The organism is Algoriphagus aquimarinus (genome assembly GCF_900112005.1).
In the GTDB taxonomy this organism is placed as follows: Bacteria; Bacteroidota; Bacteroidia; order Cytophagales; family Cyclobacteriaceae; genus Algoriphagus; species Algoriphagus aquimarinus.
Genome location: NZ_FOKK01000019.1, coordinates 46249 through 71915 on the forward strand (window position 1 = coordinate 46249; position 25667 = coordinate 71915).

The following is a 25667-nucleotide window of genomic DNA, read 5'->3' on the forward strand; positions in this document are numbered from 1 at the left end:
TATCTAAGCCCATGCGGCATTTAAGGAAAAGTCAAAAAGAAAGCGGCCTGAGCCGCTTTCTTTATTTTATGATGATTTCCTGTGGCATTCTTACTTGGACACCTTGATAGGTTTTTAGTTTTTCTACTTGCTTGTAAAGTGTGTAGTTTGATCCCAATTCGCTTTTTAGAATTTTGACCTGAACACTATTTCCTAAGTCCTCCATGATCGTTTCAAACCAAGGTTTCTTCGTAGGATAATATACTACCCGATAGTCATCCATAGCACCAATTCTCGCTGCAGCGATTTCAATAGTCGTATTCAAACCTCCAAGCACATCTACTAATCCTCTTTCTTTAGCTTGGTTTCCAGTCCATACTCTGCCCGATGCTACTTCCTTTACAGCTTCTGGAGACATGCCTCTACCTTCCGATACTCTGGAAATAAAGGTCTCATAACCATCTTCCACCGAATTTTGGATGATAGATCGTTCCACCTCTGTCATCGGTCTAGTTGGATTCATGAAGTCAGAAAGTTCTCCTGTTTTCACCACATCCGTAGTAATGCCAAGCTTGTCATTAAGCAATTCTTGTGCGTTGAACATCATACCGAAAATCCCGATAGAGCCTGTGATCGTGTTTGGCTGGGCTACAATAGTATCCGCAGGAGCTGAAATGTAATAACCACCTGAGGCAGCTACTTCACCCATGGATACATATACTGGCTTTACTTTTTTGGCTTCAGCCATTTCTCTCCATATCACTTCAGAAGCGACTACTGATCCTCCTGGAGAATTCACGCGGAGTACAATTGCTTTGATATTGTCGTCTTTACGAGCTTTGCGGATTTCTTTTGCAAACTTATCTGAACTGATTACCCCTTCCGCATTTCCACCTACAATCTCACCTTCTGCGATGATTACGGCTATTCTATTAGAGGAAGTGATGTTTTTCGACTTAGTCGTTTTATTTAAGTCAGTAGCATTGATAGTTTTGATATCATCATCCTCATCGATACCGAGCTTGTCTTTCAATTTGGAAAGTACTTGATCCAAATACAACAACTCTGTAGCCAAGCCATAGGTCACTGCATCTTGTGGCTTGCGAACAAGCATCAAATCATTGATTTTTTTCAAGCTATCATAAGCGATACCTCTTGATTCAGAGACACCATGAAGTGCAAACTGATTCATGTCATCCAAAAATGACTGGGTTTGTAATCTAGCTTCAGGGCTGTTTTTTTCTAGGATAAAAGGCTCTACGGCAGATTTGAATTCACCCACCCGGAAAATTTCAGGTTTCACACCGACTTTTTCGAATAGACCTTTGAAGAAAATTCCCTCCGAAGAAAACCCGTTGAAGTCTATTCCTCCTAAAGGATTCAGGTAGATTTCGTCAGCAACTGAAGCGATGTAATAACCACCTTCAGTGTAAGCTTCATCGTAAGCAACGATGAATTTGCCGGAAGTTTTAAAATCAACCAATGCTTCGCGAAGCTCAAGTAAATTAGCTTGACCAGCCATGATAAGGCCAGTATTTAGATAAATACCTTTAATGTTATCATTGGTTTTTGCTGCGCCAATGGCTTTTTTAAGGTTGATTAGACCAGCAGTCATTTCCTGACCGAACGGATTTCCAAAGATTGAAAGATCCAAATCATCCTCAGATGTACGCTCTACAATAGTTCTTCCGTTTAGATCCAAGTGTAAAACAGAGTTCTCACTTACTGTCACCTCTTCAGATCCACTTGATGAAGCCACAATGCCAATCAGGCCCAACATAAGAAGCACACTGAGTATGCTGAAAACAAAAAGACCGACGATCACCGCCAGTACATTTCCTAAGAATTTCATAAGCTAAATTATTTGAAGCCCCAAAATAACCTAATTTGAGCCATGTTTACAAAAGCAATAATAGGCTGAGAATGTTTGAAAAAGCTGTTTTAATAGTAGGAGGAAATAAAGGCGATCGAAATGCACTGCTGAAGGCGGCGGTGGAGGCCGTTTCAGAATTAGGGAAAATAACGCTCAGTTCTAAAGTTTATGAAACGGAAGCGTGGGGAGGAGTGGCTAAAGGGCCATTTTTGAATCAAGTTGTAGAAATCCAAACTGCCTATTCTCCAACTGAACTCTTAGCTTTTATCCAGCAAATAGAAAAAGATCTAGGAAGAAAAAGAGATGAGCATTGGGGAGATCGGACGATGGATATTGATATTATTTATTTTGGAGTGGACGTTATAAATACTCCTGAACTTCAAGTTCCTCATCCATTTATTGCGGAGCGCAAATTTGTTTTAGTGCCGTTAGCAGAGATTTTACCGGAGTTTATTCATCCAGTTTTGCAGAAAAGTAGTCTGGAGATGCTGAAAGAATGTGAGGATAAATCTGAGGTATGGGAGTTGAGAGGTTGATGGTTTTGTGTTCTGCCGCTTCTCCAGAAGCTGCAGGAATTCTAGAATTAATGTAAATTGCATTATTAGTTAAAATGAATAAATAATGAGTTTTCAATACATCAAAAAAAATAAGCATAAGAATGAAGGTGTCTTTGTTCCCCTAACAGAAGGTGAGGATTTGTCGGAAAATCCTGAAAAAGTAGAAGGTGAAGATGATACAGTCGAAGATTGGAACCGGATAGTTGCAACTAAGCAGAAGGAAAAAGATCACGAAGAAGTCTCCAAGAAAGATCAATAGGAGATGAGGGGTCAATAGAGTAAGCTAGAGACTAGGATTTCGCTTTTTCAGAGCTTGGAATTAGGATCTTGTTTTTACACATGCTTATCGAGCTGGGCTTAGATAGGTGGGATTTTCAGCCCTTTCCCACATAAAATTTTAAAGAATCTAATTGCTCTGTTTAGGCTAATTTTTGGTAAAATTAGTTGGGCCAAAGTTTAGCTTATGGTCAGACAGCATTCATGTATCTCAAATTTGTAACAAAAAAAGCTTGATCCAAATCCTCAGATTTGAACTAAGCTTTTACTTTATTTTCACTGTGTTCCTCCGCGAATTACTCTGCAGTTACAACCCTGAAACCTCAGCTTCAGGATGGATTTTTTTAACCAAGCCTTGGAGCACTTTTCCAGGTCCACATTCCACGAATTCTGTAGCGCCATCAGCAACCATGTTTTGAACGGATTGCGTCCATTTCACCGGAGCAGTAAGCTGAGCGATTAGATTTGCTTTAATCTCAGCTATGTCGGTAACAGCCGTGGTGCTTACGTTTTGGTAAACAGGACAGCTAGGACTATGGAAAGTAGTGGCTTCGATAGCCGTCTGCAATTTCTCGCGAGCTGGTTCCATTAGTGGAGAGTGAAACGCTCCACCCACTGGTAGCGGCAACGCACGCTTAGCTCCAGCCTCTTTCATTTTTTCGCAGGCAATCTCGATTCCTTTGTTAGAACCAGAAATAACCAACTGACCTGGACAATTATAGTTCGCTGGTACCACCACTTCTTCAGTGAAAGTAGCACAGATTTCTTCTACCTTTTCATCTGCCAATCCTAAGATAGCAGCCATGGTAGAAGGATTGATTTCACAGGCTTCCTGCATCGCAAGTGCTCTCTGATAGACTAACTTCAATCCATCTTCGAAAGCAAGGGTCCCATTGGCAACCAAAGCTGAAAGTTCGCCCAAAGAGTGACCCGCAACCATGTCTGGCGAGAAGTCGGGAGTTGTTTTCGCTAATATCACGGAATGAAGAAATACAGCAGGCTGAGTTACATTGGTTTGCTTCAGTTCCTCAGCAGTTCCTTCAAACATGATGTCTGTGATGCGGAAACCTAAGATTTCATTAGCTCTCTCAAATAATTCTTTTGCTTGAGGATTTTCTTCATAAAGTGCTTTTCCCATTCCTGGGAATTGGGCGCCTTGGCCCGGAAAAACAAATGCCTTCATTAAGTAGTATTTTTTTGTTCGGTGCAAATATATGGCTTTTCCCAAAGTCATACTGCACTTGGAGATATGCGAGTCAAGCTTGAATGCGGATATTGAGTATGACTTTTAGATTTCCTATGATTAAATCCCCCTTGCCCCCTTACAAGGTGAATTGCCAAATTTGAACTTCAACCATTGCCGAAGAACCTTTGTGAGATTTCAGATTTACACCTAATTAACAATTCACACGCTTAGCTTGATCCCTGTTTGGGATATGGTTTCCGAGGAAAGAAACTTTGCTTTTTCGGCTGGAGAGGGAAGTCTACAGGTGCTTTTTTTTCCAAACCAGCGGTACCGATTACTGCCAATCCAGTTGTAAAAAGGATCTCTAAGGAATTTTGGGATAAAAATAAGGGGATACAAAGCAGGCCATAGTCCAGATAGGTTTCTGGCTATTTTCAGTGCCGCTGTGCTTTTGTAATAAATTTCACCCTTTTCCAAAAGAACTAGGGAGTCGAGGTAATCTTCTCGAACATCATAATTAGAGAGTATTGTTTTGCTAAAATCCTCTTGCAATGCTCCCACCAAGAAGTGATCTTTTTGATCTCTTTGGATCACAAAATCAATGGAAGCATTACAGAGGTTGCAAACCCCATCAAAGAATATGATGGATTTATTTTCTGTCATCGAAGGAGTTGAATCGTTCCTTTCAAGCTTTGGTCTTTTTTGGCAGGATCGAGTACATCGAACACTACATTGCCAGAGTAATAATAAGTGCCAGCAGGTAAATCGTTGCCGTTTTTGTCTCTTCCATCCCATCGGATGTAGATGTCATTTTCAGAAGATTCAAGACTATTGTAGGAGAATACTTCCACTCCCCAACGGTTTACGATAAAGATATCTACTCCTATAACGAACCTTGGACACATCGAGAATGGATTGTCAAAAGCCATATAGGTTTCGTTTATCCCATCACCATTCGGAGTAAATGCATTAGGCAGATTGTAGCTAGGGCAATTTTCTACGCAGACGATATTACTTGGCTCAGACTCATTGCCAGATCTATCTACCGCAGTGATGTAATAGCAACCACGGTAGGTGGCCAGGTCACGGATAGTGGTGGACAGATTCAGGGAAGAAACTGTTGCTATCAATTCAAACTGACTATCCTCGCCACTGGAAGTATAATACAATTTATACCCACTTAATTCATCATCGCATTCCCCTGAAAAGTCAGGAGTCCAGCTTAACTCATGCTCATAAGTGGTATTGCCACAAGGAATATCTGCTAGATAAGCGGAACATTCAGGCCCTTCGAATGTCAATACTGGAGGACATGGCAAGCGGTTGTCATCAGGCTTAGCACATACGATTTGAGATTTGTTCTCCAAAGGATACACTAACCCAGCGACGTTGTAGGAGCCTTTTGTGATCACATAGTAGCAGTATTCAAGTTCCTTCTCTAGCGGAACACCATTGAAGCTACCGTCGTCCAGAAATTTGAATCCACTGGTGGTGACATCCACTTCTGCGATTTTCACAAAAGTAGCGTCGTCCGCTGCTGCGGCATCTGTTCTGTTTCTGTAAACCTCATGCTTGTATTGACTGAGAGAATTGTTCCAAGGAACGATGAATTCCCAATTCAGCTCAATGGCTTCGTTGATAATAGTGGGGTCGGCCCACACAGAAGAAGCTTTAGAGGAGGTGTCAATTTTTGTATTCCTATCAAGTAAGACGACTTCGTAATTGTACACTACATTTTGCGTGTTCAGTCCCGTGTCAGTGAAAAGTGTGTCAGAAGTGACTCCCAACGATACCAATCCAGTATTTCCATTGAATCCAGTGCTTCGCAAAAGCTCATAAGTGTAAGGTCCTGGGAACTGCACTTTATCAATATCATAGGGAGGTGTCCATTTCACGAATATCTCTCCAGCTGTTGGATCAGTTTCTTCCACACTGACATTGGTGATGATTGGAACATCCACATCTATGGTCACACAGATTTCATCGGAAACGATGCTTTCGCCCGCTCGTGGGTTTGGATAAGCTGCTACTAGTCTATAGCAATAGGTGTTTCCAGGCGCCAAGCCATCTCCACCATTTACATCTAAGAAATTTAGCGTTTGCATGGTGGTAGTTCCGATCAATTCATACCCTGCTCGGATGCCTGTTTCACAGCTGTCAGGCTGATAAGGATCTGAATTGATTCTTCTCCATATCTGCATTTCACTAGCTGAGTTCGCACATGCATATGGATCCCAATTCAGCTCTACCGTTCTACCAGGCATTTGCTCTATTTCATCGAAAACAGGCGGTGGGCCTACTACTTTGATGCGCCAAGTTTTAATATCTACTAAGGAAGGTCCGGAGGTAGGTTGATCTGAAATTCTTACCCGAACTTCATATTCTCTTGCTCGCACATGATTACAGACTGTCTGCCAATCGAAGTTCACGATGCCTGGAGTAGGCTGGTAAGTGCTTTTTGGTGAATAGTTAGCAGGAGAAGTGGTTATTTCTATAGGTTCGCCAAAGACCTCAATTTTGATAGGGTCACCATCTGGGTCTTGACCTTGGATGATTTCTTCTATTTTAGTGCCTGCTACCACACAAAGATCTGGGGGCAATATCAACTCGGGTCTTCTGTTATTCGAGTTTTCAATAATAATTTGCATATCTCGGACCACATAGCCTATGAGCACCCATTTCCCATCCAGCTTCCTATATTCATTGATTCTAAAGGCTACATTGAATTGCCCTGCGGTTCCGGGGGCATCCCAAATGAGATCCCCATTAACTGGATCCAAGGTTAAAAATGCTGGGGTGCTACCATCTTCTTGTTTGAAACTGAATTCAGGAGAAGCAGGGCTTCTATAGTTATTAACTGGACGTTGGAACTGCTGCTTAGGAATGTCCATAGAATAAGCTAAACTATCGCCATCTGGATCAAAAGCACCTGGATTGTGTATGTATCTGACGTTTACTGCACCATTGTCTACTGGCGGGATTGTCAGAACAGGAGAGTTATTTACTCCTATAAAAGGGTCAATTGTAATAGTGGTTTCTACATAAAACGGCGTATCCACCGAATTATCCATATTCAGTGTTCGGTCATTTCTATTGAATTCCTGAAATCTGATCGTGTAAGTTCCAGGTCCTTGAAATGTATGAGAAATCACAAAGATGTTTTTCTCAATTTGATTACCCAAACTTATTACTGTACTGAATTGACTTTCAGTATTCAAACCATCTACAATTCTCCCATCTCCAAAATTGATTTCCCCTGGCCCGAAGATTACGTTTGATCGGGTATCTGTATACCCAACCACCGTGATTTTATAGGTAAGGTTTTGAACTGAAACCCGCTCAGCGATGATTTCACCTGCTCTAATGTGGGTAGCCCAAGCTTCGGAAATCCCGGCTACCAGGAAGATTAGAAAAAGTCCAAGGGTGATTTTAAGCTTCATATTGGTCAAGTTCATTTATAAGGAGAAATAGAATGTACGAATTAATCCTCTTCTAAGGTTTTAGCTTACATCCTTTTCCTTTTACGAAATAAAGGGAAGTAAGGAGAAAATCCCCGCAAAATCAAACATTAAATCTGTACACATTGTTAATTGACCATTAGAAGCACTGCATGTTGGTTTTTATTTAGAACCGATTAAAATAAGGCAAGTGTTTTTGAATGGATTGTTTGCTACCTCATCCACACGTAAATTTGGCAGTAATAATCAAAGATTTCGTTCTAATCTAATCGCAAAAATTGTATGAGCTGGGTTACAAAAACCTTGAGTAGCACAATAGGCAGGAAACTGATCATGGCATTGACCGGACTTTTCCTGATTCTATTTTTGACAGGTCACGTTGCAGGAAACTTGCAGTTGTTTAAGAGTGATGGTGGTGAGGCATTTAATATTTATGCTCATTTCATGACTACTAATCCAGCGGTAAAACTGCTTTCTTACCTTACTTACATTTCCATCATTGGTCACGTAATCTTTTCTATCTGGCTTGGCAGTACAAATAGAGCTGCTCGTCCCATAGGATATGGCGTATCTACTCCGCCTTCTACCACTCTTTCTTCCCGTAACATGGGTATTTTGGGCACATTCATTTTGATCTTCATCGTGATACACATGCAGACTTTCTGGTATCAGATGCACTGGGGAGATGTTCCTTTCGTGACTTATGATGGTGTAGAATACAAGGATTTGTTCAGCATTGTGGCTTTTGCTTTCCAAAATGAACTGATGGTAATCGGATATGTAATAGCAATGGCTTTCTTGGGATTCCACCTTTCTCATGGATTTGCCAGCGCATTCCAGACCTTAGGTTTGAATCATGCGAAATACTCGCCAGCAATTGCGCTGATCGGAAAAATCTACTGCATAGTGGTTCCGATCCTATTTGCCAGCATGCCAGTTTATATCTATTTCACACAGAGCTAATCAATAGTCCCCTATGATACTAGATTCAAAATCCCCAATCGGACCTTTAGCCGAAAAGTGGACTAAACATAAGTTTAACAGTAAGCTGGTAAACCCAGCAAACAAAAGAAAATACGAGGTAATCGTAGTAGGTACCGGTCTTGCTGGGGCCTCTGCAGCTGCTTCTCTTGCAGAATTGGGCTATAAAGTGAAAGCTTTTTGCTTCCAGGATAGCCCTCGTCGTGCGCACTCTATCGCTGCACAAGGCGGGATCAATGCTGCGAAAAACTACCAAAATGACGGTGACTCGGTTTACAGACTTTTCTACGATACCATCAAAGGTGGAGATTATCGTTCCCGTGAATCCAATGTGTACCGTCTTGCAGAAGTTTCTGTAAATATCATTGACCAGTGCGTGGCGCAAGGTGTTCCTTTCGCCAGAGAATATGGTGGATTGCTTGCCAACCGTTCTTTCGGTGGAGCGCAGGTTTCCAGAACTTTCTACGCCAGAGGCCAAACTGGACAGCAGTTGCTTTTAGGAGCTTACTCTGCTTTGAGTCGTCAGGTAGCCAATGGTAAAGTGAAACTTTATCCTCGTACTGAAATGATGGACGTCGTGACTATCGACGGTCATGCAAGAGGTATTGTAACCAGAAACTTGATCACTGGAGCTATCGAAACTCACGCTGCTCACGCGGTGCTATTGTGTACTGGTGGTTACGGAAACGTATTTTTCCTATCTACCAATGCAATGGGATCGAATGTGACCGCAGCTTGGAGAGCTCATAAGAAAGGTGCTTACTTCGCCAATCCTTGCTACACGCAGATTCACCCGACTTGTATTCCAGTGTCAGGAGATCATCAGTCCAAGTTGACGTTGATGTCTGAATCACTGAGAAACGATGGTCGTGTTTGGGTGCCAAAGACAGTAGAGCTAGCGCAAAAGCTTCGCAAAGGAGAAATCAAGCCTAGAGATATCAAGGATGAGGACAGAGATTATTACTTGGAGAGAAAGTATCCTTCCTTCGGTAACTTGGTTCCTCGTGATGTGGCTTCCAGAAATGCGAAAGACGTTTGTGATGAAAATCGTGGAGTAAACGAAACTGGCCAGGCTGTTTTCCTTGACTTCCGTGATGCCATCAATCGCGACAGCGAGGATGCGATCCGCGCGAGATACGGCAACTTGTTTGACATGTATCAGCAGATCACTGGTGAGAATCCTTACCAGACTCCAATGAAAATATATCCAGCAGTTCACTACACTATGGGTGGGCTTTGGGTTGATTATAACTTATCTACTACTGTTCCTGGTCTTTATTCCTTGGGCGAGGCAAACTTCTCCGATCACGGAGCAAACAGATTGGGAGCTTCTGCTTTGATGCAAGGTTTGGCAGATGGATACTTCGTAGTTCCTTACACTATCGGCGATTATTTGGCACAAATAGGCCCTGCGCCAGTAGATGCGAATCATCCTGAATTTGCGAAAGCAGAAAAAGGAGTGAAGGATGCAATACAAAAATTGTTGAGTATCAACGGTACCAAAACGGTAGATCACTTCCATAAAGCATTGGGACATATCATGTGGGAATACTGTGGTATGGCTAGAAATGCGGAAGGTTTGACGAAAGCAAAAGGCATGATTCAGGAACTTAGAAAAGAGTTCTGGAGAGATGTGAAAGTGCTTGGTGCAAACGAAGAATTGAACCAGACACTGGAGAAAGCTAGTCGAGTAGCTGATTTCTTAGAACTTGGCGAATTGATGGTAGACGATGCATTGAACAGATCTGAGTCTTGCGGTGGTCACTTCAGACTGGAGTCTCAAACTCCGGATGGAGAAGCATTGAGAGATGATGAGAACTTCGCTTATGCTGCCGCTTGGGAGTTTATGGCAGAGAATTCTCCTGAAACTCTCCACAAAGAGCCGCTCGTGTTTGAAAACGTGAAGTTGACTCAGAGATCCTACAAATAAATTCAAGACTTTAATTCATAACTATATAGTATGAAACTGACATTAAAAATATGGAGACAGAAGAACGCCAGCGATAAAGGCGGTTTTGTCACCTATCCAATAGATGGAATTTCCACTGACATGTCATTCCTAGAAATGATGGATGTCTTGAATGAGGAACTTGCTATCAAAGGACAAGATCCTGTGCACTTTGATCACGATTGCCGTGAAGGTATCTGTGGCATGTGCTCACTTTATATCAATGGTCATCCACACGGACCGCAGCAGACGACTACTTGTCAGCTTCACATGCGTACGTTCTCCGATGGGGAAACGATTACGATCGAGCCATGGAGAGCAAAAGCCTTCCCAGTGGTAAAAGACCTAGTTGTAGATCGTGGTTCATTTGACAGAATCATCCAAGCGGGCGGATACGTGAATGTGAATACAGGTGGTGTACCGGATGCAAATGAGATTCCTATTCCTAAGAGAGTAGCTGATGAAGCCTTTGATTCGGCTACTTGTATCGGATGTGGAGCGTGTGTGGCAGCGTGTAAGAATGCTTCAGCAATGCTATTCACCTCTGCCAAAATCTCTCAGCTGGCAATGCTACCACAAGGTCAAGTGGAGCGTATGTCCAGAGCAGAGAAGATGGTCGCTCAGATGGACGAGGAAGGTTTCGGAGCATGTACTAACACTGGTGCCTGCGAAGCAGAATGTCCTAAAGGAATCAGCCTGACAAACATCGCTCGAATGAACAGAGAGTATTTCTCTGCTTCGCTAAAGAGCGAAAATGTTTAATTGAATTACGAATTCATAAAGAGTATAAAAGCCGGCGAGAGTCGGCTTTTTTGGTTTAGAAGTCCAATAATATTGCAGATTTAAATATTTTAAATGTGATTTGAAAAAAAATGAATATCAAGAAAAACTTACTTACAGCCATTCTTTTGACAATCTGTTCACTCGGATTTGCTCAAGATTACAAACAAAATATTGCAGGTGAATTCACCGAATATTTAAACTCTATTGTGAATATGGAATTTGAGAAATCAATGGGATATATCACACCTGAGTTTTTTGAGATTGTTCCAAAAGCCCAAATGATCCAATTAATGGAACAAACTTTCAATAATCCTGCAATGGAGTTTGAAATCAAAAACCCTAAAATTTTAGCAATTGATGTTGTTCAAAATATAGAAGATAAATATTATTCTCTGCTGACCTATTCGAATCAGATGGATATAAAAATGAAAAGTGAAGAAGAAACTGAGGATGAAAAGAAAATGAGATTGAATTTGTTGAAAGTCTCATTTGAACAAACATTTGGTATAGACAATGTGAAATACAATGAAGAGACTGAATTTTTTGAAATCCAATCTCAAAAAGAGGTTTACGCGATTTCAATAAATGGAGAAACAGATTGGAAATTTTTAGTAATTGAGAAAAATCAAAAAGTGATTTTAGAGAAAATATTACCCAAAGAACTTTCTGAAAAAATATAAAAATCCCACAACCCTGAAAATGAACCCAGCCAATCTATTACAGCAAGTTGCTTTCATAAAAGAAATCGACAAGTTGAAATACATTCAGCGCAAAACTCGGTTGTTCAACAGCGACAGACTAGAAAATGATGCTGAGCATAGTTGGCATTTGGCGATGATGACCATTGCTTTGACTGAGAATCCAGACTTATATTAGCTCTGATTTATACATTCAGTATTTTGGCGTAAACTTAAGAGCAACTCAATTTAGCATCAATGAAAGTATCAAAAACAATAACTACAGTTCTCCTATTAATCATCATCGGTCTTGCGTCTTGTGATACCAAAAACAGCGTGGGCGATAAAACTAAAGAGGGGCAAAAATCTGCAGATGTTGTGATTTACGGAGGAACTTCTGCAGGTGTATCTGCTGCCATTCAATCGGCAAGACTGGGGAAGTCTGTTATACTTATTGAACCAAGCAATCGCTTAGGCGGGCTTACCACTGGTGGTCTTGGGCAGACTGATATTGGGAATAAGCAGGTAGTTGGAGGAATAGCCCGGGAATTTTACAGAAATATAAAATCTCATTACCAGGATTCGACCAATTGGGTTTGGCAAGCTAGATCAGACTACATCGATGGCGGGCAAACGCGCTCAGGCAAGGAAGAAGATTCAATGTGGACTTTTGAGCCATCCGCAGCGCTGCAAGTATATCACGATATGATCAAGGACCTTGACATTACTATTGTCTATAAGCAGCGGCTGAATAGATCTACTGGTGTAGCGAAAGTTAATAACGCCATTAAATCCATTACCATGGAATCGGGGGAAACTTACCATGGGAAAGTTTTTATGGATGCGACCTATGAGGGAGATCTTTTGGCAAGCGCAGGAGTCTCTTATACAGTAGGCAGAGAGTCTAATTCTCAATACGGAGAAACGTTGAACGGTGTGCAGGCCAACGATAAGAGTGAGGCACTTCTTGGGACAGTTTCTAATAATAGTGTTTACCATAATTTCATCGATGGAGTGGATCCGTACATTGTCGAAGGAGATTCTACAAGCGGGCTTCTGCCTTTCATTACTGAAGGTGGACCTGGAATAGATGGACAAGGTGACAATCGTATTCAGGCTTACTGCTTTCGAATGACCCTGACTGACCATCCAGACAATCGAATACCTTTTGCGAAACCTGAGAATTACAAGGAACTGGACTATGAGTTGCTATTTCGTAATTATGAAGCGGCAGATGGTCCAATTGAAGAAATGTATTCGTATGGTGATCCCTTGGTTCCTTGGATCAATTCAGCTATGCCCAACCGCAAAACGGACACGAACAACCAAAAGGGTTTTTCAACTGATTTTATCGGGCAAAACTGGGACTATCCAGAAGCATCCTACGAAGAACGTGAGGAGATTATAGAGCGCCATCGGCACTATCAGCAAGGGCTCATGTGGACCTTGGCCTATCATCCTCGTATTCCAGTAAAAGTAAGAGAGAAGGTGTCGCAATGGGGAACTTGCAAAGATGAATATGAGCGTGAAGACGGCTGGCAGCAACAGTTGTATATAAGAGAAGCTAGACGCATGATCAGTGATTATGTAATGACTCAAAAAAACTGCGAAGGTATTGAGCTAGTCAACGATCCAATAGGAATGGCAGCCTATGGAATGGATTCCCATCAGGTGAAGCGTTATGTGAATTCCGATGGGTATGTATCGAATGAGGGAAATGTAGAAGCTCATGTTAAGGCTCCTTTTCCAATAAGTTATCGTTCTATTGTTCCGAAAAAAGAGGAATGTTCTAATCTGCTGATTCCTATCTGTCTCAGTGCGTCACATATTGCATTTGGGTCGATTCGCATGGAACCAGTTTTTATGGTGCTGGGTCAAAGTTCTGCTGTGATTGCTAGTCTGGCAATTGATGAAAATAAGCCAGTTCAAGACATAGAGTACCCTAAGATAAGAGAGCACTTGATCCGACTAGACCAAGTATTGGAATAGAAATTAGATACTGCACTAGTGAATAGGAAGTATTAAAACATGTCTTATTCCAATCGTTAGTGGAACTTTAAACAGACTTCACCCCTCAATAAAATTCCCAACAAGATTTATAGACCAATGAACCCAGCCAATCTACTACAACAAGTAGCTTTCATAAAAGAAATAGACAAGTTGAAATACATTCAGCGCAAGACCAAATTATTCAATAGCGATAGACTCGAAAATGATGCTGAACATAGTTGGCATTTGGCGATGATGACCATTGTACTGGCAGAGCATTCGGACAAGCCAATTGATGTGCTGAAGGTGGTGAAAATGGTGCTAATCCACGACATCGTGGAGATTGATGCTGGTGACACGTTTATATATGATACTACAAAAAACCATACGAATACAGAAGAAGAACTTCTTGCCGCAAAGCGAATTTTTGGACTTTTACCGACAGCGCAAGCAGAAGAGTTTATAGCCGTTTGGGAAGAGTTTGAAGCCGGAGAGACCGATGAAGCAAAATTCGCAAAAGCCATGGACAGGTTTGAACCCTTGCTACAAAACACCTCCAATAATGGTGGGACTTGGGCGGAATTTGATGTTCCTTATCAAAAAGTTTACGACAAGAAAAAAGCAATTAAGCAGGGTTCAGAATCAATCTGGAACTATGCGGAGAACTTGATTAACGAAAGTGTGGAGAAGGGGATTCTAAGGAAGGAAAGTGAATAAAAGATTGACAAAAACTCGCATGTAAGTGTTTTTCTACTAAGATCTAAGCAAAACTAGTCAAAGTGATGAATCGTTTATTTTATATGTGATTATCCGCTTTTCTGCCAGTAGGGAGATAAAAGCAATATAGGTTATGTTAAACTCAAAAATTGAGGCCGCTTCTGTCTTCGTTCATCGGTCTTCCGACCAGATAAGCAAAGAATCGAAGATGACTGGCATCATTGCGGATAATCATAATTTTATATATTTGAAAATTAACTTAATGATTTGCAGATGGATATTGCTTCTAGAAAAATCGAATTTGTTCAGAAGTTTCTGAAACTTGAGGATTCTGATTCCCTATCTAAATTGGAGATTCTTTTGAAGGAGGAAACTTCGGTAGATAATATGCCAAAACGTTTGACAAAGGAGGACTTGAATAAGCGGATTGACCAATCTGAATCTGACTTCAAAAACGGAAAACATAAAACGACCAAAGAGCTTCTTGCTAAATTTCAGTAATGGAGTTGGAGGTTATATGGTCAGATTTTGCCGAGCAGCAGCTAGATGATATTTTGAATATTATCTCAATAATGCTAGTTTTTCGGTTGCCAGAAAGCTTTTAGTAGGAATTCTTAATGCTCCCCAAAGTCTAGTGAGATCACCACTCATAGGACAAGAAGAGGAGTGGCTTAAAGACAGAGAAATAAAATACCGCTATCTACTTTTTAAAAGCTATAAGCTGATTTATTCAGTCGATATAGAGAATGGAGTGATTAAAATTGCCGACGTCTTTGATACTCGGATAAATCCTTCTGAAATGAATAGGGGATTGTAGCATTTTTTTGGTCGAATAAGTAACGCAGTATCAGACTTTATCGAACTGTGAATTGAAATCAAGATTTTTCTTCTTTAATAATAGTCTATCCTAGAAAAGTAATTTTTAGAACTATTCTAACTCCTAATTGCACTCAGTGGCCAAATCTGGCCTTAAAACCCAATAAAATTTTGAATACGAGCCTTTATGCGTAACTTTGAAAAATTATATTTTAAGAAGATTTTGTTACAAATAGAAAATAGATATGAGTTATTTAGATCTGGGGATCTTTGTCGCCTACATGCTGGCTATGCTGGGAGTGGGTTTTTTTTACATGAGAAAGAATTCAGATCAGGAGGATTACTATGTGGGTGGAAGGAATATCGGTCCTTGGCATATCGGGCTATCCGTCGTTGCGACTGACGTAGGCGGAGGTTTTTCGATTGGCCTGGGTGGCCTTGGGTTTGTGATGGGAATGTCTGGTTCCTGGATGCTTTTTACAGGACTTTTGGGCGCTTGGCTCGCAGCAGTAGTGTTGATTCCACGAGTTAAGTCGGATCCAGCATTTGCTAAGTTTTTTACCTTCCCGCAGATCATCGGGCATCTATACAATTCCACTACCGCCAAAGTCGCAGCAGTGATCTGCTTTCTAGGGTACTTAGGATTTACTTCCTCACAATTATTAGCTGGTGCTAAGCTCGCCTCGGGTACTTTCGAAGAGCTTGACCTTTCTTATGCGCTGTTGATTATGGGAGCCGTGGCGGTGATTTATACCGTCATGGGAGGATTGAAAGCGGTGATATACACCGATACGATTCAGTGGATTGTCTTGATGGCTGGATTGATGTTTATCGGGATTCCTATTTCCTACAATTTTGTAGGGGGCTGGGAAGGAATTCAAAGCACCTTGCCTCAGGAGTTTTTCTCTTTTTCCAACCTTACTTGGCAGGATCTAGCCAACTGGGGGGTCACGATTATTCCAATCTGGTTTGTGGGGATGACGCTTTATCAGCGGATCTTTGCCGCACGTGATGTGCAGTCAGCTAAGAAGGCTTGGTTTATCGCAGGACTATTTGAATGGCCCATAATGGCACTTTTAGGAGTTTCTTTGGGTTTACTATCCAGAGTAGCAGTTGAACAAGGTGCGCTGGAGGGTTTCACCACAGCGATGGATCCTGAGATGGGACTACCTGTTTTGCTAAGCCAGATCTTACCAGCTGGTATTTTGGGCTTGATGATGTCGGCTTATTTCTCAGCAGTTCTTTCTACAGCAGATTCTTGCTTGATGGCAGCTTCAGGCAACCTTACCACAGATATTATAGGGAAATATTACACTACTAAATCTCTTAAAGAAGAGATGAGGATTTCACAGTTGCTGACTTTAGCCATCGGAGTCGTGGCAATTATTATTGCCTGGCAGATGACGGAAGTTTTAAGTTTGATGTTATATTCCTATGCGTTTATGGTCTCTGGACTATTTGTGCCAGTGATAGGAGGTTTGTTCTTCGGGCAGACTAGTGCCAAAGCAGCTACTTCGTCCATGATTGCTGGAGGTTCCTTGACTGCAGGATTGATTATATCTGAGGTCTCGCTTCCACTTGGTTTGGACGCCAATCTATTCGGGCTTACGCTCTCTTTGCTGACATTTGTGTCAGTGATTTATTATGAAAAAAATTATAGTTCAAAGTTAATATCTAAATGATCACACTCGAAACTCTATCAACTATTGATAACGCGACTTATTTACAAAAGAATGAGATTGCGGATTTCCTTTTTCTTCACCTTGGACAATACGGTGATCCTAAGGAGGACATTATGAAGTGTCTGGATTATGCCTTGGATCAAAGTATGCATGCTGGAGGTTTTGTCGTGATGGCTCGTGAGAATGGAAAAATTCTTGGAGCCCTTATCATGAACAAGACTGGTATGTCTGGCTATATCCCTGAAAATATATTGGTTTATATCGCAGTAGATGCAGACCAAAGAGGTAAAGGTATTGGCGGGAAAATCATGGAAATGGCTATCAAAATGGCCAATGGGTCTATTGCCTTGCATGTGGAGCCAGAAAATCCTGCTAAGAAACTTTACGAGCGTATCGGCTTTACCAACAAATACCTTGAAATGAGGTTGACTAAGTAAAATGGCTTACCTGACATTAAATAGAGCTAAGCTCAAGGAGAACTTTGAGTTTCTCAAGAAGACTTTTACAGATAATGATGTTACGTGGGGAGTTGTGTCTAAGCTACTCTGTGGCAACAGACTTTTTCTACAAGAGCTTATCAATCTTGGCGTAAAAGAAGTCCACGATAGTAGGATTTCGAATTTGGCAATGGTCAAATCACTTAAGCCGGAAATCCAAACTGTTTATATCAAGCCTGTTTCTAAAAGAAACATTGGTAAGATGGTGCAGTTTGCAGATGTCAGTTTGAATAGTGAGTTGGAAACTATCCGATGGATTAGCCAGGAAGCTGTAGAACAAGGCAAGAAGCATAAGATCATCATTATGGTCGAGACAGGAGATCTTCGTGAAGGTGTAATGGGAGAGCAATTGGTGGAATTTTATTCCCAAATCTTCCAGCTACCAAGCATAGAGGTGATCGGTCTTGGTACTAATTTGAATTGCCTAAATGGAGTGATGCCATCTACAGATAAGCTCATTCAACTCTCACTTTATAAGCAAATCATTGAGCTTAAATTCAACAAGAAAATCCCTTGGGTTTCTGCTGGAACTTCAGTGACGATTCCATTGATGCTGACTCAACAATTGCCTAAGGGTATCAATCATTTTCGAGTAGGAGAGACCTTATATTTTGGCCTTGATTTGTTTGAAGAAAAAGTGATTGAAGGCATGAATGGAGATGTATTTGAATTGCATGCTGAGATCATAGAAATGCAGGAAAAGCCACTTTTACCTGTTGGTAATCTGGCTGCTAACCCACAAGGAGAAACTCTGGAGATCGATGAATCCCTTTATGGAAAGAGTTCTTTCAGGGCTATTATAGACATTGGATTATTGGATGTGGATCCAAAATATCTGATTCCTAGCGATGAGAAATATGAGATTCTTGGAGGCAGTTCTGATATGCTGATCATCAATCTGGGGGAAAACCCTAACAACTACAAGGTGGGAGATACACTGAATTTCGATATGAAATATATGGGTGCTTTGAGCCTGCTCAACTCGAACTATATCGACAAGAAAGTAATCGAACGCTTGGACTAGGTAATTGCATTTGGCACGATCATGGGAATACAGAAGGGAAACCAACTAGTATTTGACTATGAAAAAAGTAATGTTATTTCTTGCCCTTGGATTCGGAGTAATCCAATTGTCTCATGCCCAATTATCTGCTGATAAGCCAGGAGGATTTGGAGTAAGAGGTGGAGCCAGCCTTTTCAACTTTGGTGGTGACGATGTCTCAGAAAATGCATACACTAATAGGGTAGGATTTCACGTGGGTGGATACACCATGTTGTTTATGACGGATCGTTTGGCTTTGGAGCCAGGAGTTTACTATTCTGTCAAAGGAACGCAAAACGACGACTTCGCAAATAGCAGAGCAATTCTGAATTATGTGGATATTCCGGTGCTTTTTAGAATGTATCCTGGAGAGGGATTTAATGTCTTCGCTGGACCTCAGATTTCATTCTTGGCGAGCTCAAAGTTTGAAGGTGATTTCTTCGGAAATACAGTTTCATATGATTCTGATGCAATCAAAGAAACGGACATTGGTCTAGTGCTTGGTGTTGGATATAACCTTCCAAAAGGTTTCAATGTACAAGCTTCTTATGATTACGGATTTACACCGATTTTCAAAGACAGCGACGCCGATGTATATAACAGAGGTTTCAAATTGTCTGCTGGATTTACTTTCTAATAGAAACATTATATTCATCCCCAAGGATTTCAGCGAGCTTAATTGCTTGACTTAGCAGACGGAAGACCGATGACGGGTGACCGAAGCACCTAAATGATTCATTCTTACCATCTCCTAGGAGGCTTTGATCTCGATCTCTGGTTTCCTTCCTGAAAAGTGGAGATACAAAAAATTTTATGAGAATGCTGCCGAATCTTTATCTCGGCAGCATTTTCTATTTCATACTGTTTATCCAATCCTTAATCAGCTGAACACCCTCCTTATGGACTGTCGTCCTGCCAAGTTCAGGCATTGCGATCCCAACTTCGGTGGAATTCATGCGATGGGTAATAATGGATTCATCTGCTTTGCCCGGCACGATATCAAAGTCAAAAGTCCCAGCTCCATTTCCTGCTGCTACTGGAATTTTGTTTACCCCTAGTTTTAGTGGGTCAGTTTGATCATACGTTAGAAAAAGGCCTGAGGTACTCGCAGGCCCAGCTGCGCTATGACAATGGGAGCAATTGATGTCTAAGTAAGCCATCGCTCTATCGTCCAGAGGAAGATTCTTGTCCTCGTAATTGATCATAGCAGGATGTGCTTTTTCTCCTTCGAAACCTTCCAACTTACCTAACTCAGTCCAGTGTGCTAATTGGTTGATTTTACCAGATTTGAATTCCAACTCATTATTTAAGTGCTGAACTTTCACGCCGATTGGCGCTAAGGTTTCGGATTTGTTATGACAGGTTTTACACTGATTTTTATTAGGCACTATGTAATTGATCACCTGATCTTTACCCTCATAATCGGTAAATGAAACTTCGATTTCTCCGCCTACTACTTTTAGAATTGCCTCGGTCTGGCTGTCATTCCAGATGTAAGGATAGGCTACCCACCCATTATCCTCATTGATCAGCAACCGGGTTTCTATGATTCTTCTTGCGCCATCAGGCTTTCTGAAATCCACTGGATAATAGAAGTTCTTGATTAGAATAGTGCCTTGTGGAAAATTCAGTTCATTGGAAGTAAGTGACGCTTTTTTACCTTCTGGAAAAAAGATAAAGCGGCTTTTTAGCGCATAATCTGTGAATAAGGAGGAGGCAGGTTTATAGAGGATTACCTCGTCGCTAGGGTTTAATTGATTCAATTCCCCGGAGAAGAACCCATAAGTAGACAGTCTTCCGTACGGGAAAACTCCTGATGCAACTTCCTCTTTTAAAATGACCTCTTTGGATTCAGTTTTAGCAGGTTTGTTTTGACAGGCAAAGGTCAAAATCCCCAATGCGAGTAATAGATTGAACCCCCAGAAAATTTTACTTTTTGACATCACATTCCAGCCATTGCGCTGACGTTTGTAGTTACAGTTACGGTACAGTTTTGAAAAGGAGAAGCATCCGCAAAAGCCTTGATGTTATCCTCGCCTTCAGTTAGGTCAAAACGCGTGAAGAACAGATCTTCCATGCCTTTTTCTGAAAGACAAATTCTCATCGGGTTAGTAGTTACATCTTTGCTGATAGACTCATCCCAAATGCCATCGTAGATTATGTCCTGGGTCTTGGCTTTGCCATGCGCATTGTAAATGCTGATCAATTGTCCCAGCTCTCTGCTCAAATCCGGGAATCCTTTTGTTCGGTCATATTCATTGTCGTGGACATAAATATCCGAAGTGTATGGAGACCAGTTTGGAGCATCAGTTGGAAATCCTGTGATTTGGTAACTCGCGATTGCTACTCCTGTCGTTTTGTTGCGAAGGATACGGTTGTTGTAGATTTCCACCTCTTTGGCAGCCAAGAGAATCACTCCGGAGCCAGGAGGAATCATGGTTACGGTATTGCCATTTGGGCCTTCTCCGAGTGCGGTAGCAAAGTTTTCATGGTTGTTTTCGATGATGTCGTTGTCGTATATTTTTGTCTTTGCACCATCTGATTTTGGCAAACCTGGAAGGTTAAACACAAGAATTCCGCCTGAGTTATTACGCGCTACGTTATTGAAAACCTCTGCATTGTCACAGTTCTCAATTTCGATTCCCGCCACATTTCCGAAGGCAAGAGAGTTTTTAACAATGATATTTTCAGATTGGCCTACATAGATTCCTGCATCCCGGGAGTGAGAAGCGATTACTTCATCTATCATCACATTTTTGCACTGAACTGGGTAAATCGCATAGGTGCCGTTTTTGGATTTATCACCATTTGTCCAAGTGACATTAATTCTGCGAAAAGTAATTCCATCTACATGTTGTGCTTTCACGCCATCTCCAGGTGCATCTTCCACAGTCAGATCCTGAATTGTGAGGTTGTTTCCCACCAATTTGATTCCTTCGCCTCCCGTTTTTAAGTTTTTGAATGAAAGGACTGTTTCCTTCATTCCAGCACCTTGGATGATGATATTCGATTTGTTGTCAAGGATCAACTGGGTGTTCAATTCATAAAAGCCAGCGGGAATTTGGATGGTCGCTCCGTCTTCTGCCATAATGAAATCCTCAATGACTTTTTCTGTCTGTTCCTGACTCATTCTAGGGAGTACCGAACTGTCAAAAGTCTGTTCGTTAGAAGAACTACTACAGCTAAATCCAATTATTGGAATTAAAAGTAGAGCGAAGGATTTGAGTTGTTTCATAGTGTATATGCCTGGGTTTATTTGTGTTTTCAAAGCTAAGTGCTTGAGGAATTTAATGCCTTGACTTTTGTCAAATAATGGAATTTTACTTTGTTAAAAAGTAATAATTCAAGTTATAAAACCTCTGTTTTAGAAATTCATTATATAAATATTCTTTTTGCTAATTTGCCGATGCCTTCTAAACTTATTCAATCATGCTAAGAAAATCCCTTACGTTTATTTTGTTGACCATTCTTTTTTCAGCTCAAAAACCAAGAGAGATTGGTATCAAGGATCTTTTCAAAGATAGCTTCCACATAGGAGTGGCGGTGAATGCGCAGCAGGTTTCAGGTAAGGAGCCAAAAGCATTAGCAGTACTAGCAGAGCATTTCAATAGTTTGAGTCCTGAGAATGGGCTGAAATGGGAGAAGGTTCATCCAAAGCCAGAGGAGTATGACTTTGAATTTGGAGATGCCTATGTGGCTTTGGGAGAAAAGATGAAAGCCTTTACGATAGGTCATTGCTTGGTATGGCATCAGCAAACCCCAAATTGGGTTTTTGAAGATGAATCTGGAAAAATGCTGAACAAAGAAGACTTGATTTCCAAAATGGAAGATCATATAGCAGTTGTAGCTGGTCGCTACAAAGGAAAGATCGATGGCTGGGACGTTGTCAATGAGGCTTTCAACGAGGATGGGAGTTTCAGGGAGTCGAAGTGGTATAATGTCGCGGGAAAGGATTTTATCAAAGCAGCTTTTCGCAAAGCACATGAAGTAGATCCTAATGCAGAACTTTATTACAATGACTACAATGTGTGGAAAGCTTCGAAGCGAAAAGGGATTTTGGAGCTGGCGAAGGAGATGAAATCGGAAGGAATTCGCGTTGATGCCATTGGAATGCAAGGGCATTACATGCTGGGAAGTCCTACACTGGAGGAAATAGAGCAAGGGATTATAGAAATCGCTGAAGCTGGATTCAAGGTCGTGATTACTGAGCTTGATGTGGATGTGCTTCCTCGTCCTAATAATGCGCAAGGAGCTGATTTGAATATCAACTTTGCGAATTCACCGGAATACAATCCTTTTGTAAATGGAATTTCAGCTGAAGCTGAAGCCAAACTTGCTCAGCGATATGCGGATCTTTTTCAGCTCTTCCATAAGCACAAAGACAAAATCAGCAGAGTGACTTTATGGGGCTTACACGATGGTAGAAGTTGGTTGAATAACTTTCCTGTTCGTGGACGCACCAATTATCCTTTACTTTTTGATCGGGATTTGAAGTTGAAAGAGGGGATATTTGAAAAATTACGTGAGGTGGCTGAAGACTGAAAGTTAAAGTGATTCCTAACTCAGGAAAGCGTCTTACCTAGAGTCATCAGTTCTGAAGTTTTGAAAAATAGATATATCGATCATTTCCTCAAAATCGTGAGCATTTCATTAAGATTAATTAGTCATTATGCCATTGGGAAACAATAGTAGTTTCATTTTCCCTCACACCTAATACATTTGATTCTTTTAAAGTCTTTCTGATTGCTGTATTACTTAAATACAAATGAGATAGATCAGACAAGAAAAAAGGATATGATGCCTTCAAACCTTCTGGTATTGTTAATGAAAATTCGGAGTCAGTCCCATTAATACTCCAGCTAAAAAATGGGGAAGTTGGTTGTCCATCTGATATATTTTTGGAAGAAAGAAAGCCAGCACTATAAAGTGCACCATCAACCTTTGTCCCAAATTGAAAGTCTGAAATTTTATCTTTAGTGATAATTATCTCGTCAACATCCAATAAAATCATATTAGTAACAGGGCTTCCAAATTTTGAGTAAACAAATGTAGTTTTAGGGTTTGAAGCTTTGCGTCCTTGGATAATAGTAGAATATGTTGAGATGGCATCAATGTACTCTAATTTGTAGCTGCCAATCTTATTATTGTATTGACTGCCAGTGGCTAAAATATATTTTGAATAATACTGTCCATTTCTATTTTCCATACTTATGATATTGTACCCAAACTGTGAATAGTCAGATTTAGGAATTTCAAAAACAGTTTCGAACTCCTTCATTTTTGAATATTCTATAGTATAGCTGTTATCCTTTTTGGGATTGTCTAGGTACAAATACCTTCTATTCCCACTCCCGTTTGCAACCACCAAATAGCGATTTTCTTCCGCAAATAAATTCGAGGACTGATTGAAGGTATTTGTATAAACGGAATAATCGGACATGTTTCCTTGTGCCGTCACATAAGCGCCTACAGGTTCATCATCTGTTACTATTACTTCGAAGGTACCAATTGGACTGCCTGTTGTAGATGGGCTATATTCCAAAACCATATCGAATGTCAAATCTTGATTTGTAAAAGTGCTCATGTATTCCTTGTGGCCATATTGTTCTTCTCTGATCATGAAGGTAGAGACATGATGCTTTTTGCTTTTATCCACCACAAACTCCACACTTTTTCCATTAAAAAGCTGGCCATAATCTAATGCAAGACCCGTTGAATCGTGGATTATGGCAAAGTATGTTTCATTTTCGGCTATGAAATTAACAGATGTCACTTTAAAGATATCTGAGCTTTGGGAACTAGGATTCTCATCTTCGACGCAGGAAAACAGAAAAGACAGACAAGCTATTAGTAACAGTGATTTTCTCATCCTACGAAAGTAGTAGTTCGATTGATGTTTACAAATACCAGTCATATAATCCAACAACTTATTTCAACGAATTTTGGTCTAGCGCTGAATCCATGTTTTCATTAAAAAGGTTTAGTAAACCAGTGCATGGTTTCTACTAGCACTTCTCCTAGGCCCGTGATCAGCGTAAATTGTTTTTTAGTCATTTCTTTTCCTCACTAATAGGATGACCTTTTTTTCCTTTACTTAAATGATGGGCTTAATCTGTAGCATGTCGATTTCTGAATTCAAGGTGCTAATTCACGTCAGCGAATTCATTTGAAAAGTTATCATCTATTGTTTCCAGATTTGAGCAACATTAAATATCTCTAAACTCCTCTTCGATCAATTCCTTATTACATGCCGCTCCAGCCATAGTGCCTGTGGATACGGCAAATGATACTGATCGAAATTGAGTGCTATTGTCTCCACAAGCGTAAACTCCTGGGATGCTTGTCTTTTGCATAGTGTCAACTTTAATATGACCGTGCTCAGTTAATTCAATTCCTAGAGATACTGGAATATCTGAACTTTGTACAAAGTCAGCCTTCGCATACAAAGCTTTCAATGCGATTTGAGCCCCATCTTTAAGTATTAGCTGTTCAAGTTTTCCGATTTTATGCTCAATTTTTTCAATCTCAGTTTCGATGATTCGTACTCCTTTTACTGACAATTTACCAGTTTGCTCATCTGTCAAAGTTGATTTTCCATTAGTGAAAATCGTTAAATCTTCAGTCCAATTTGTGATCAGTTTTCCGAATTCGTAGCCAAAATCTCCATTGGCCATGATCCCTGTTTTCTGATTTCTCACTTCGTAACCATGGCAATAGGGGCAGTGGATTACTGATATTCCCCAGCATTCAGTGAAGCCTGGGATTTTGGGCATAATGTCCTTTACTCCGGTGGCGAAAATCAGTTTTTTACCTTGAAATACTTCTCCTTTCTCAGTTTCGATTTCAAAGCCAGATTCGGTCTTTTTTCCTTTGACGGCAAATCCTGAAAGGAAAGTTATGGTGTCGTATTGCTCCACTTGCTTTCTAGCTATAGTGGAAATCTCTGCAGGAGTTTTTCCGTCTTGCGTCAAAAAATTATGGGAATGTGGAGTTTGTCTATTGCAGGGTTTCCCCCCGTCAATGACCAATACTTTCCGCAAAGATCTGCCCAGAGCCATGGCCGCTGAAAGTCCGGCGTAGCTTCCGCCAATAATGATTACATCAAATTCGCTTGGATGCATGGTTAGATGGGTTAGTTGGGCAAAGGTAAAAAAAGCAATCATTTATGCAACAGTATTGCATAAATGATTGCTTCGAAATTGGTAA

At 40.8% G+C, this 25667-nt stretch carries 24 protein-coding genes; 16 read left to right on the plus strand and 8 right to left on the minus strand.

Translation table 11 applies throughout. From position 1 onward, the window contains the following. Nucleotides 1-61 precede the first annotated feature (61 nt). Complete coding sequence (gene sppA / locus BM291_RS18670; protein WP_092900264.1) at nucleotides 62-1831, minus strand: signal peptide peptidase SppA; 1770 nt, start codon at nucleotides 1829-1831, stop codon at nucleotides 62-64. A 71-nt stretch (nucleotides 1832-1902) separates the two neighbouring features. Here sppA and folK point away from each other — a divergent pair, with 71 nt between their 5' ends. Beyond that, nucleotides 1903-2388 carry a 2-amino-4-hydroxy-6-hydroxymethyldihydropteridine diphosphokinase gene (gene folK / locus BM291_RS18675; RefSeq protein ID WP_092900265.1) on the plus strand — a complete coding sequence of 162 codons (486 nt, stop codon included), beginning with the start codon at nucleotides 1903-1905 and terminating at the stop codon, nucleotides 2386-2388. 85 nt (nucleotides 2389-2473) lie between these two features. Further along, complete coding sequence (locus tag BM291_RS18680; RefSeq protein WP_092900266.1) at nucleotides 2474-2668, plus strand: hypothetical protein; 195 nt, start codon at nucleotides 2474-2476, stop codon at nucleotides 2666-2668. Between the two features lie 324 nt (nucleotides 2669-2992). Here the strand turns inward: BM291_RS18680 and fabD are convergent, their stop codons facing one another. The 3 genes from fabD to BM291_RS18695 form a co-directional block, all read right to left on the minus strand. Next, complete coding sequence (gene fabD, locus BM291_RS18685) at nucleotides 2993-3868, minus strand: ACP S-malonyltransferase (protein WP_092900407.1); 876 nt, start codon at nucleotides 3866-3868, stop codon at nucleotides 2993-2995. Nucleotides 3869-4090: 222 nt separating this feature from the next. Further along, complete coding sequence (locus BM291_RS18690; RefSeq protein ID WP_092900267.1) at nucleotides 4091-4534, minus strand: thiol-disulfide oxidoreductase DCC family protein; 444 nt, start codon at nucleotides 4532-4534, stop codon at nucleotides 4091-4093. Continuing rightward, a complete protein-coding gene (locus BM291_RS18695) occupies nucleotides 4531-7311 on the minus strand; it encodes a T9SS type B sorting domain-containing protein (protein ID WP_092900409.1) in 2781 nt (926 codons plus the stop codon). The genes BM291_RS18690 and BM291_RS18695 overlap by 4 nt, the downstream gene beginning before the upstream one ends. A 300-nt stretch (nucleotides 7312-7611) precedes the next feature. Between BM291_RS18695 and BM291_RS18700 the strand changes: the two genes are divergently transcribed. From BM291_RS18700 to BM291_RS18760, 13 genes are all read left to right on the plus strand, one after another. Beyond that, nucleotides 7612-8292, plus strand: coding sequence for a succinate dehydrogenase cytochrome b subunit (locus BM291_RS18700; RefSeq protein WP_092900268.1), 681 nt, complete (start codon nucleotides 7612-7614; stop codon nucleotides 8290-8292). Between the two features lie 13 nt (nucleotides 8293-8305). Further along, the gene (locus BM291_RS18705) at nucleotides 8306-10240 is read left to right on the plus strand and encodes a fumarate reductase/succinate dehydrogenase flavoprotein subunit (protein ID WP_092900269.1); all 1935 of its coding nucleotides are present in this window, start codon (nucleotides 8306-8308) and stop codon (nucleotides 10238-10240) included. A 30-nt stretch (nucleotides 10241-10270) separates the two neighbouring features. Further along, nucleotides 10271-11020: a succinate dehydrogenase/fumarate reductase iron-sulfur subunit gene (locus BM291_RS18710; RefSeq protein WP_092900270.1), complete on the plus strand. Its 750-nt coding sequence runs from the start codon at nucleotides 10271-10273 to the stop codon at nucleotides 11018-11020. A gap of 110 nt (nucleotides 11021-11130) precedes the next feature. Beyond that, the gene (locus BM291_RS18715) at nucleotides 11131-11721 is read left to right on the plus strand and encodes a hypothetical protein (RefSeq protein ID WP_092900271.1); all 591 of its coding nucleotides are present in this window, start codon (nucleotides 11131-11133) and stop codon (nucleotides 11719-11721) included. A gap of 19 nt (nucleotides 11722-11740) precedes the next feature. Further along, on the plus strand, nucleotides 11741-11917 hold the full coding sequence (locus BM291_RS18720) for an HD domain-containing protein (protein ID WP_245786914.1): 177 nt from the start codon (nucleotides 11741-11743) through the stop codon (nucleotides 11915-11917). A 59-nt stretch (nucleotides 11918-11976) separates the two neighbouring features. After that, a complete protein-coding gene (locus BM291_RS18725) occupies nucleotides 11977-13707 on the plus strand; it encodes an FAD-dependent oxidoreductase (protein WP_092900279.1) in 1731 nt (576 codons plus the stop codon). A gap of 117 nt (nucleotides 13708-13824) precedes the next feature. Beyond that, entirely contained in the window at nucleotides 13825-14424 is a 600-nt protein-coding gene (locus BM291_RS18730; RefSeq protein ID WP_092900281.1) for an HD domain-containing protein, read from the plus strand. A 273-nt stretch (nucleotides 14425-14697) separates the two neighbouring features. Then, nucleotides 14698-14925 (plus strand): hypothetical protein, encoded by a 228-nt coding sequence (locus BM291_RS18735; RefSeq protein WP_092900283.1) that lies wholly within the window; start codon nucleotides 14698-14700, stop codon nucleotides 14923-14925. A gap of 109 nt (nucleotides 14926-15034) precedes the next feature. Beyond that, on the plus strand, nucleotides 15035-15241 hold the full coding sequence (locus BM291_RS22540) for a hypothetical protein (protein ID WP_394333456.1): 207 nt from the start codon (nucleotides 15035-15037) through the stop codon (nucleotides 15239-15241). Nucleotides 15242-15485: 244 nt separating this feature from the next. Continuing rightward, nucleotides 15486-16922 carry a sodium:solute symporter family protein gene (locus BM291_RS18745; protein ID WP_092900290.1) on the plus strand — a complete coding sequence of 479 codons (1437 nt, stop codon included), beginning with the start codon at nucleotides 15486-15488 and terminating at the stop codon, nucleotides 16920-16922. Continuing rightward, nucleotides 16919-17359, plus strand: a complete 441-nt coding sequence (locus BM291_RS18750) for a GNAT family N-acetyltransferase (protein WP_092900292.1) — start codon at nucleotides 16919-16921, stop codon at nucleotides 17357-17359. Before BM291_RS18745 ends, BM291_RS18750 begins: the two co-directional genes overlap by 4 nt. A gap of 1 nt (nucleotide 17360) precedes the next feature. Then, the gene (locus BM291_RS18755) at nucleotides 17361-18443 is read left to right on the plus strand and encodes an alanine racemase (protein ID WP_092900294.1); all 1083 of its coding nucleotides are present in this window, start codon (nucleotides 17361-17363) and stop codon (nucleotides 18441-18443) included. 58 nt (nucleotides 18444-18501) lie between these two features. Continuing rightward, the gene (locus BM291_RS18760) at nucleotides 18502-19098 is read left to right on the plus strand and encodes a porin family protein (protein ID WP_092900296.1); all 597 of its coding nucleotides are present in this window, start codon (nucleotides 18502-18504) and stop codon (nucleotides 19096-19098) included. Between the two features lie 214 nt (nucleotides 19099-19312). On the opposite strand, the gene BM291_RS18765 is transcribed toward BM291_RS18760, so the two are convergent. Further along, the gene (locus BM291_RS18765; protein ID WP_092900298.1) at nucleotides 19313-20404 is read right to left on the minus strand and encodes an SO2930 family diheme c-type cytochrome; all 1092 of its coding nucleotides are present in this window, start codon (nucleotides 20402-20404) and stop codon (nucleotides 19313-19315) included. After that, nucleotides 20404-21696, minus strand: coding sequence for a parallel beta-helix domain-containing protein (locus BM291_RS18770; RefSeq protein ID WP_092900300.1), 1293 nt, complete (start codon nucleotides 21694-21696; stop codon nucleotides 20404-20406). Before BM291_RS18770 ends, BM291_RS18765 begins: the two co-directional genes overlap by 1 nt. Before the next feature lie 194 nt (nucleotides 21697-21890). Between BM291_RS18770 and BM291_RS18775 the strand changes: the two genes are divergently transcribed. Next, nucleotides 21891-23003, plus strand: a complete 1113-nt coding sequence (locus tag BM291_RS18775) for an endo-1,4-beta-xylanase (protein WP_092900303.1) — start codon at nucleotides 21891-21893, stop codon at nucleotides 23001-23003. Between the two features lie 118 nt (nucleotides 23004-23121). Here BM291_RS18775 and BM291_RS18780 read toward each other — a convergent pair whose 3' ends face one another. Both BM291_RS18780 and BM291_RS18785 read right to left on the minus strand, forming a co-directional pair. Beyond that, entirely contained in the window at nucleotides 23122-24330 is a 1209-nt protein-coding gene (locus tag BM291_RS18780; RefSeq protein ID WP_092900305.1) for a hypothetical protein, read from the minus strand. A 337-nt stretch (nucleotides 24331-24667) separates the two neighbouring features. Continuing rightward, nucleotides 24668-25582, minus strand: coding sequence for an NAD(P)/FAD-dependent oxidoreductase (locus tag BM291_RS18785; RefSeq protein ID WP_092900308.1), 915 nt, complete (start codon nucleotides 25580-25582; stop codon nucleotides 24668-24670). Nucleotides 25583-25667 lie beyond the last annotated feature (85 nt).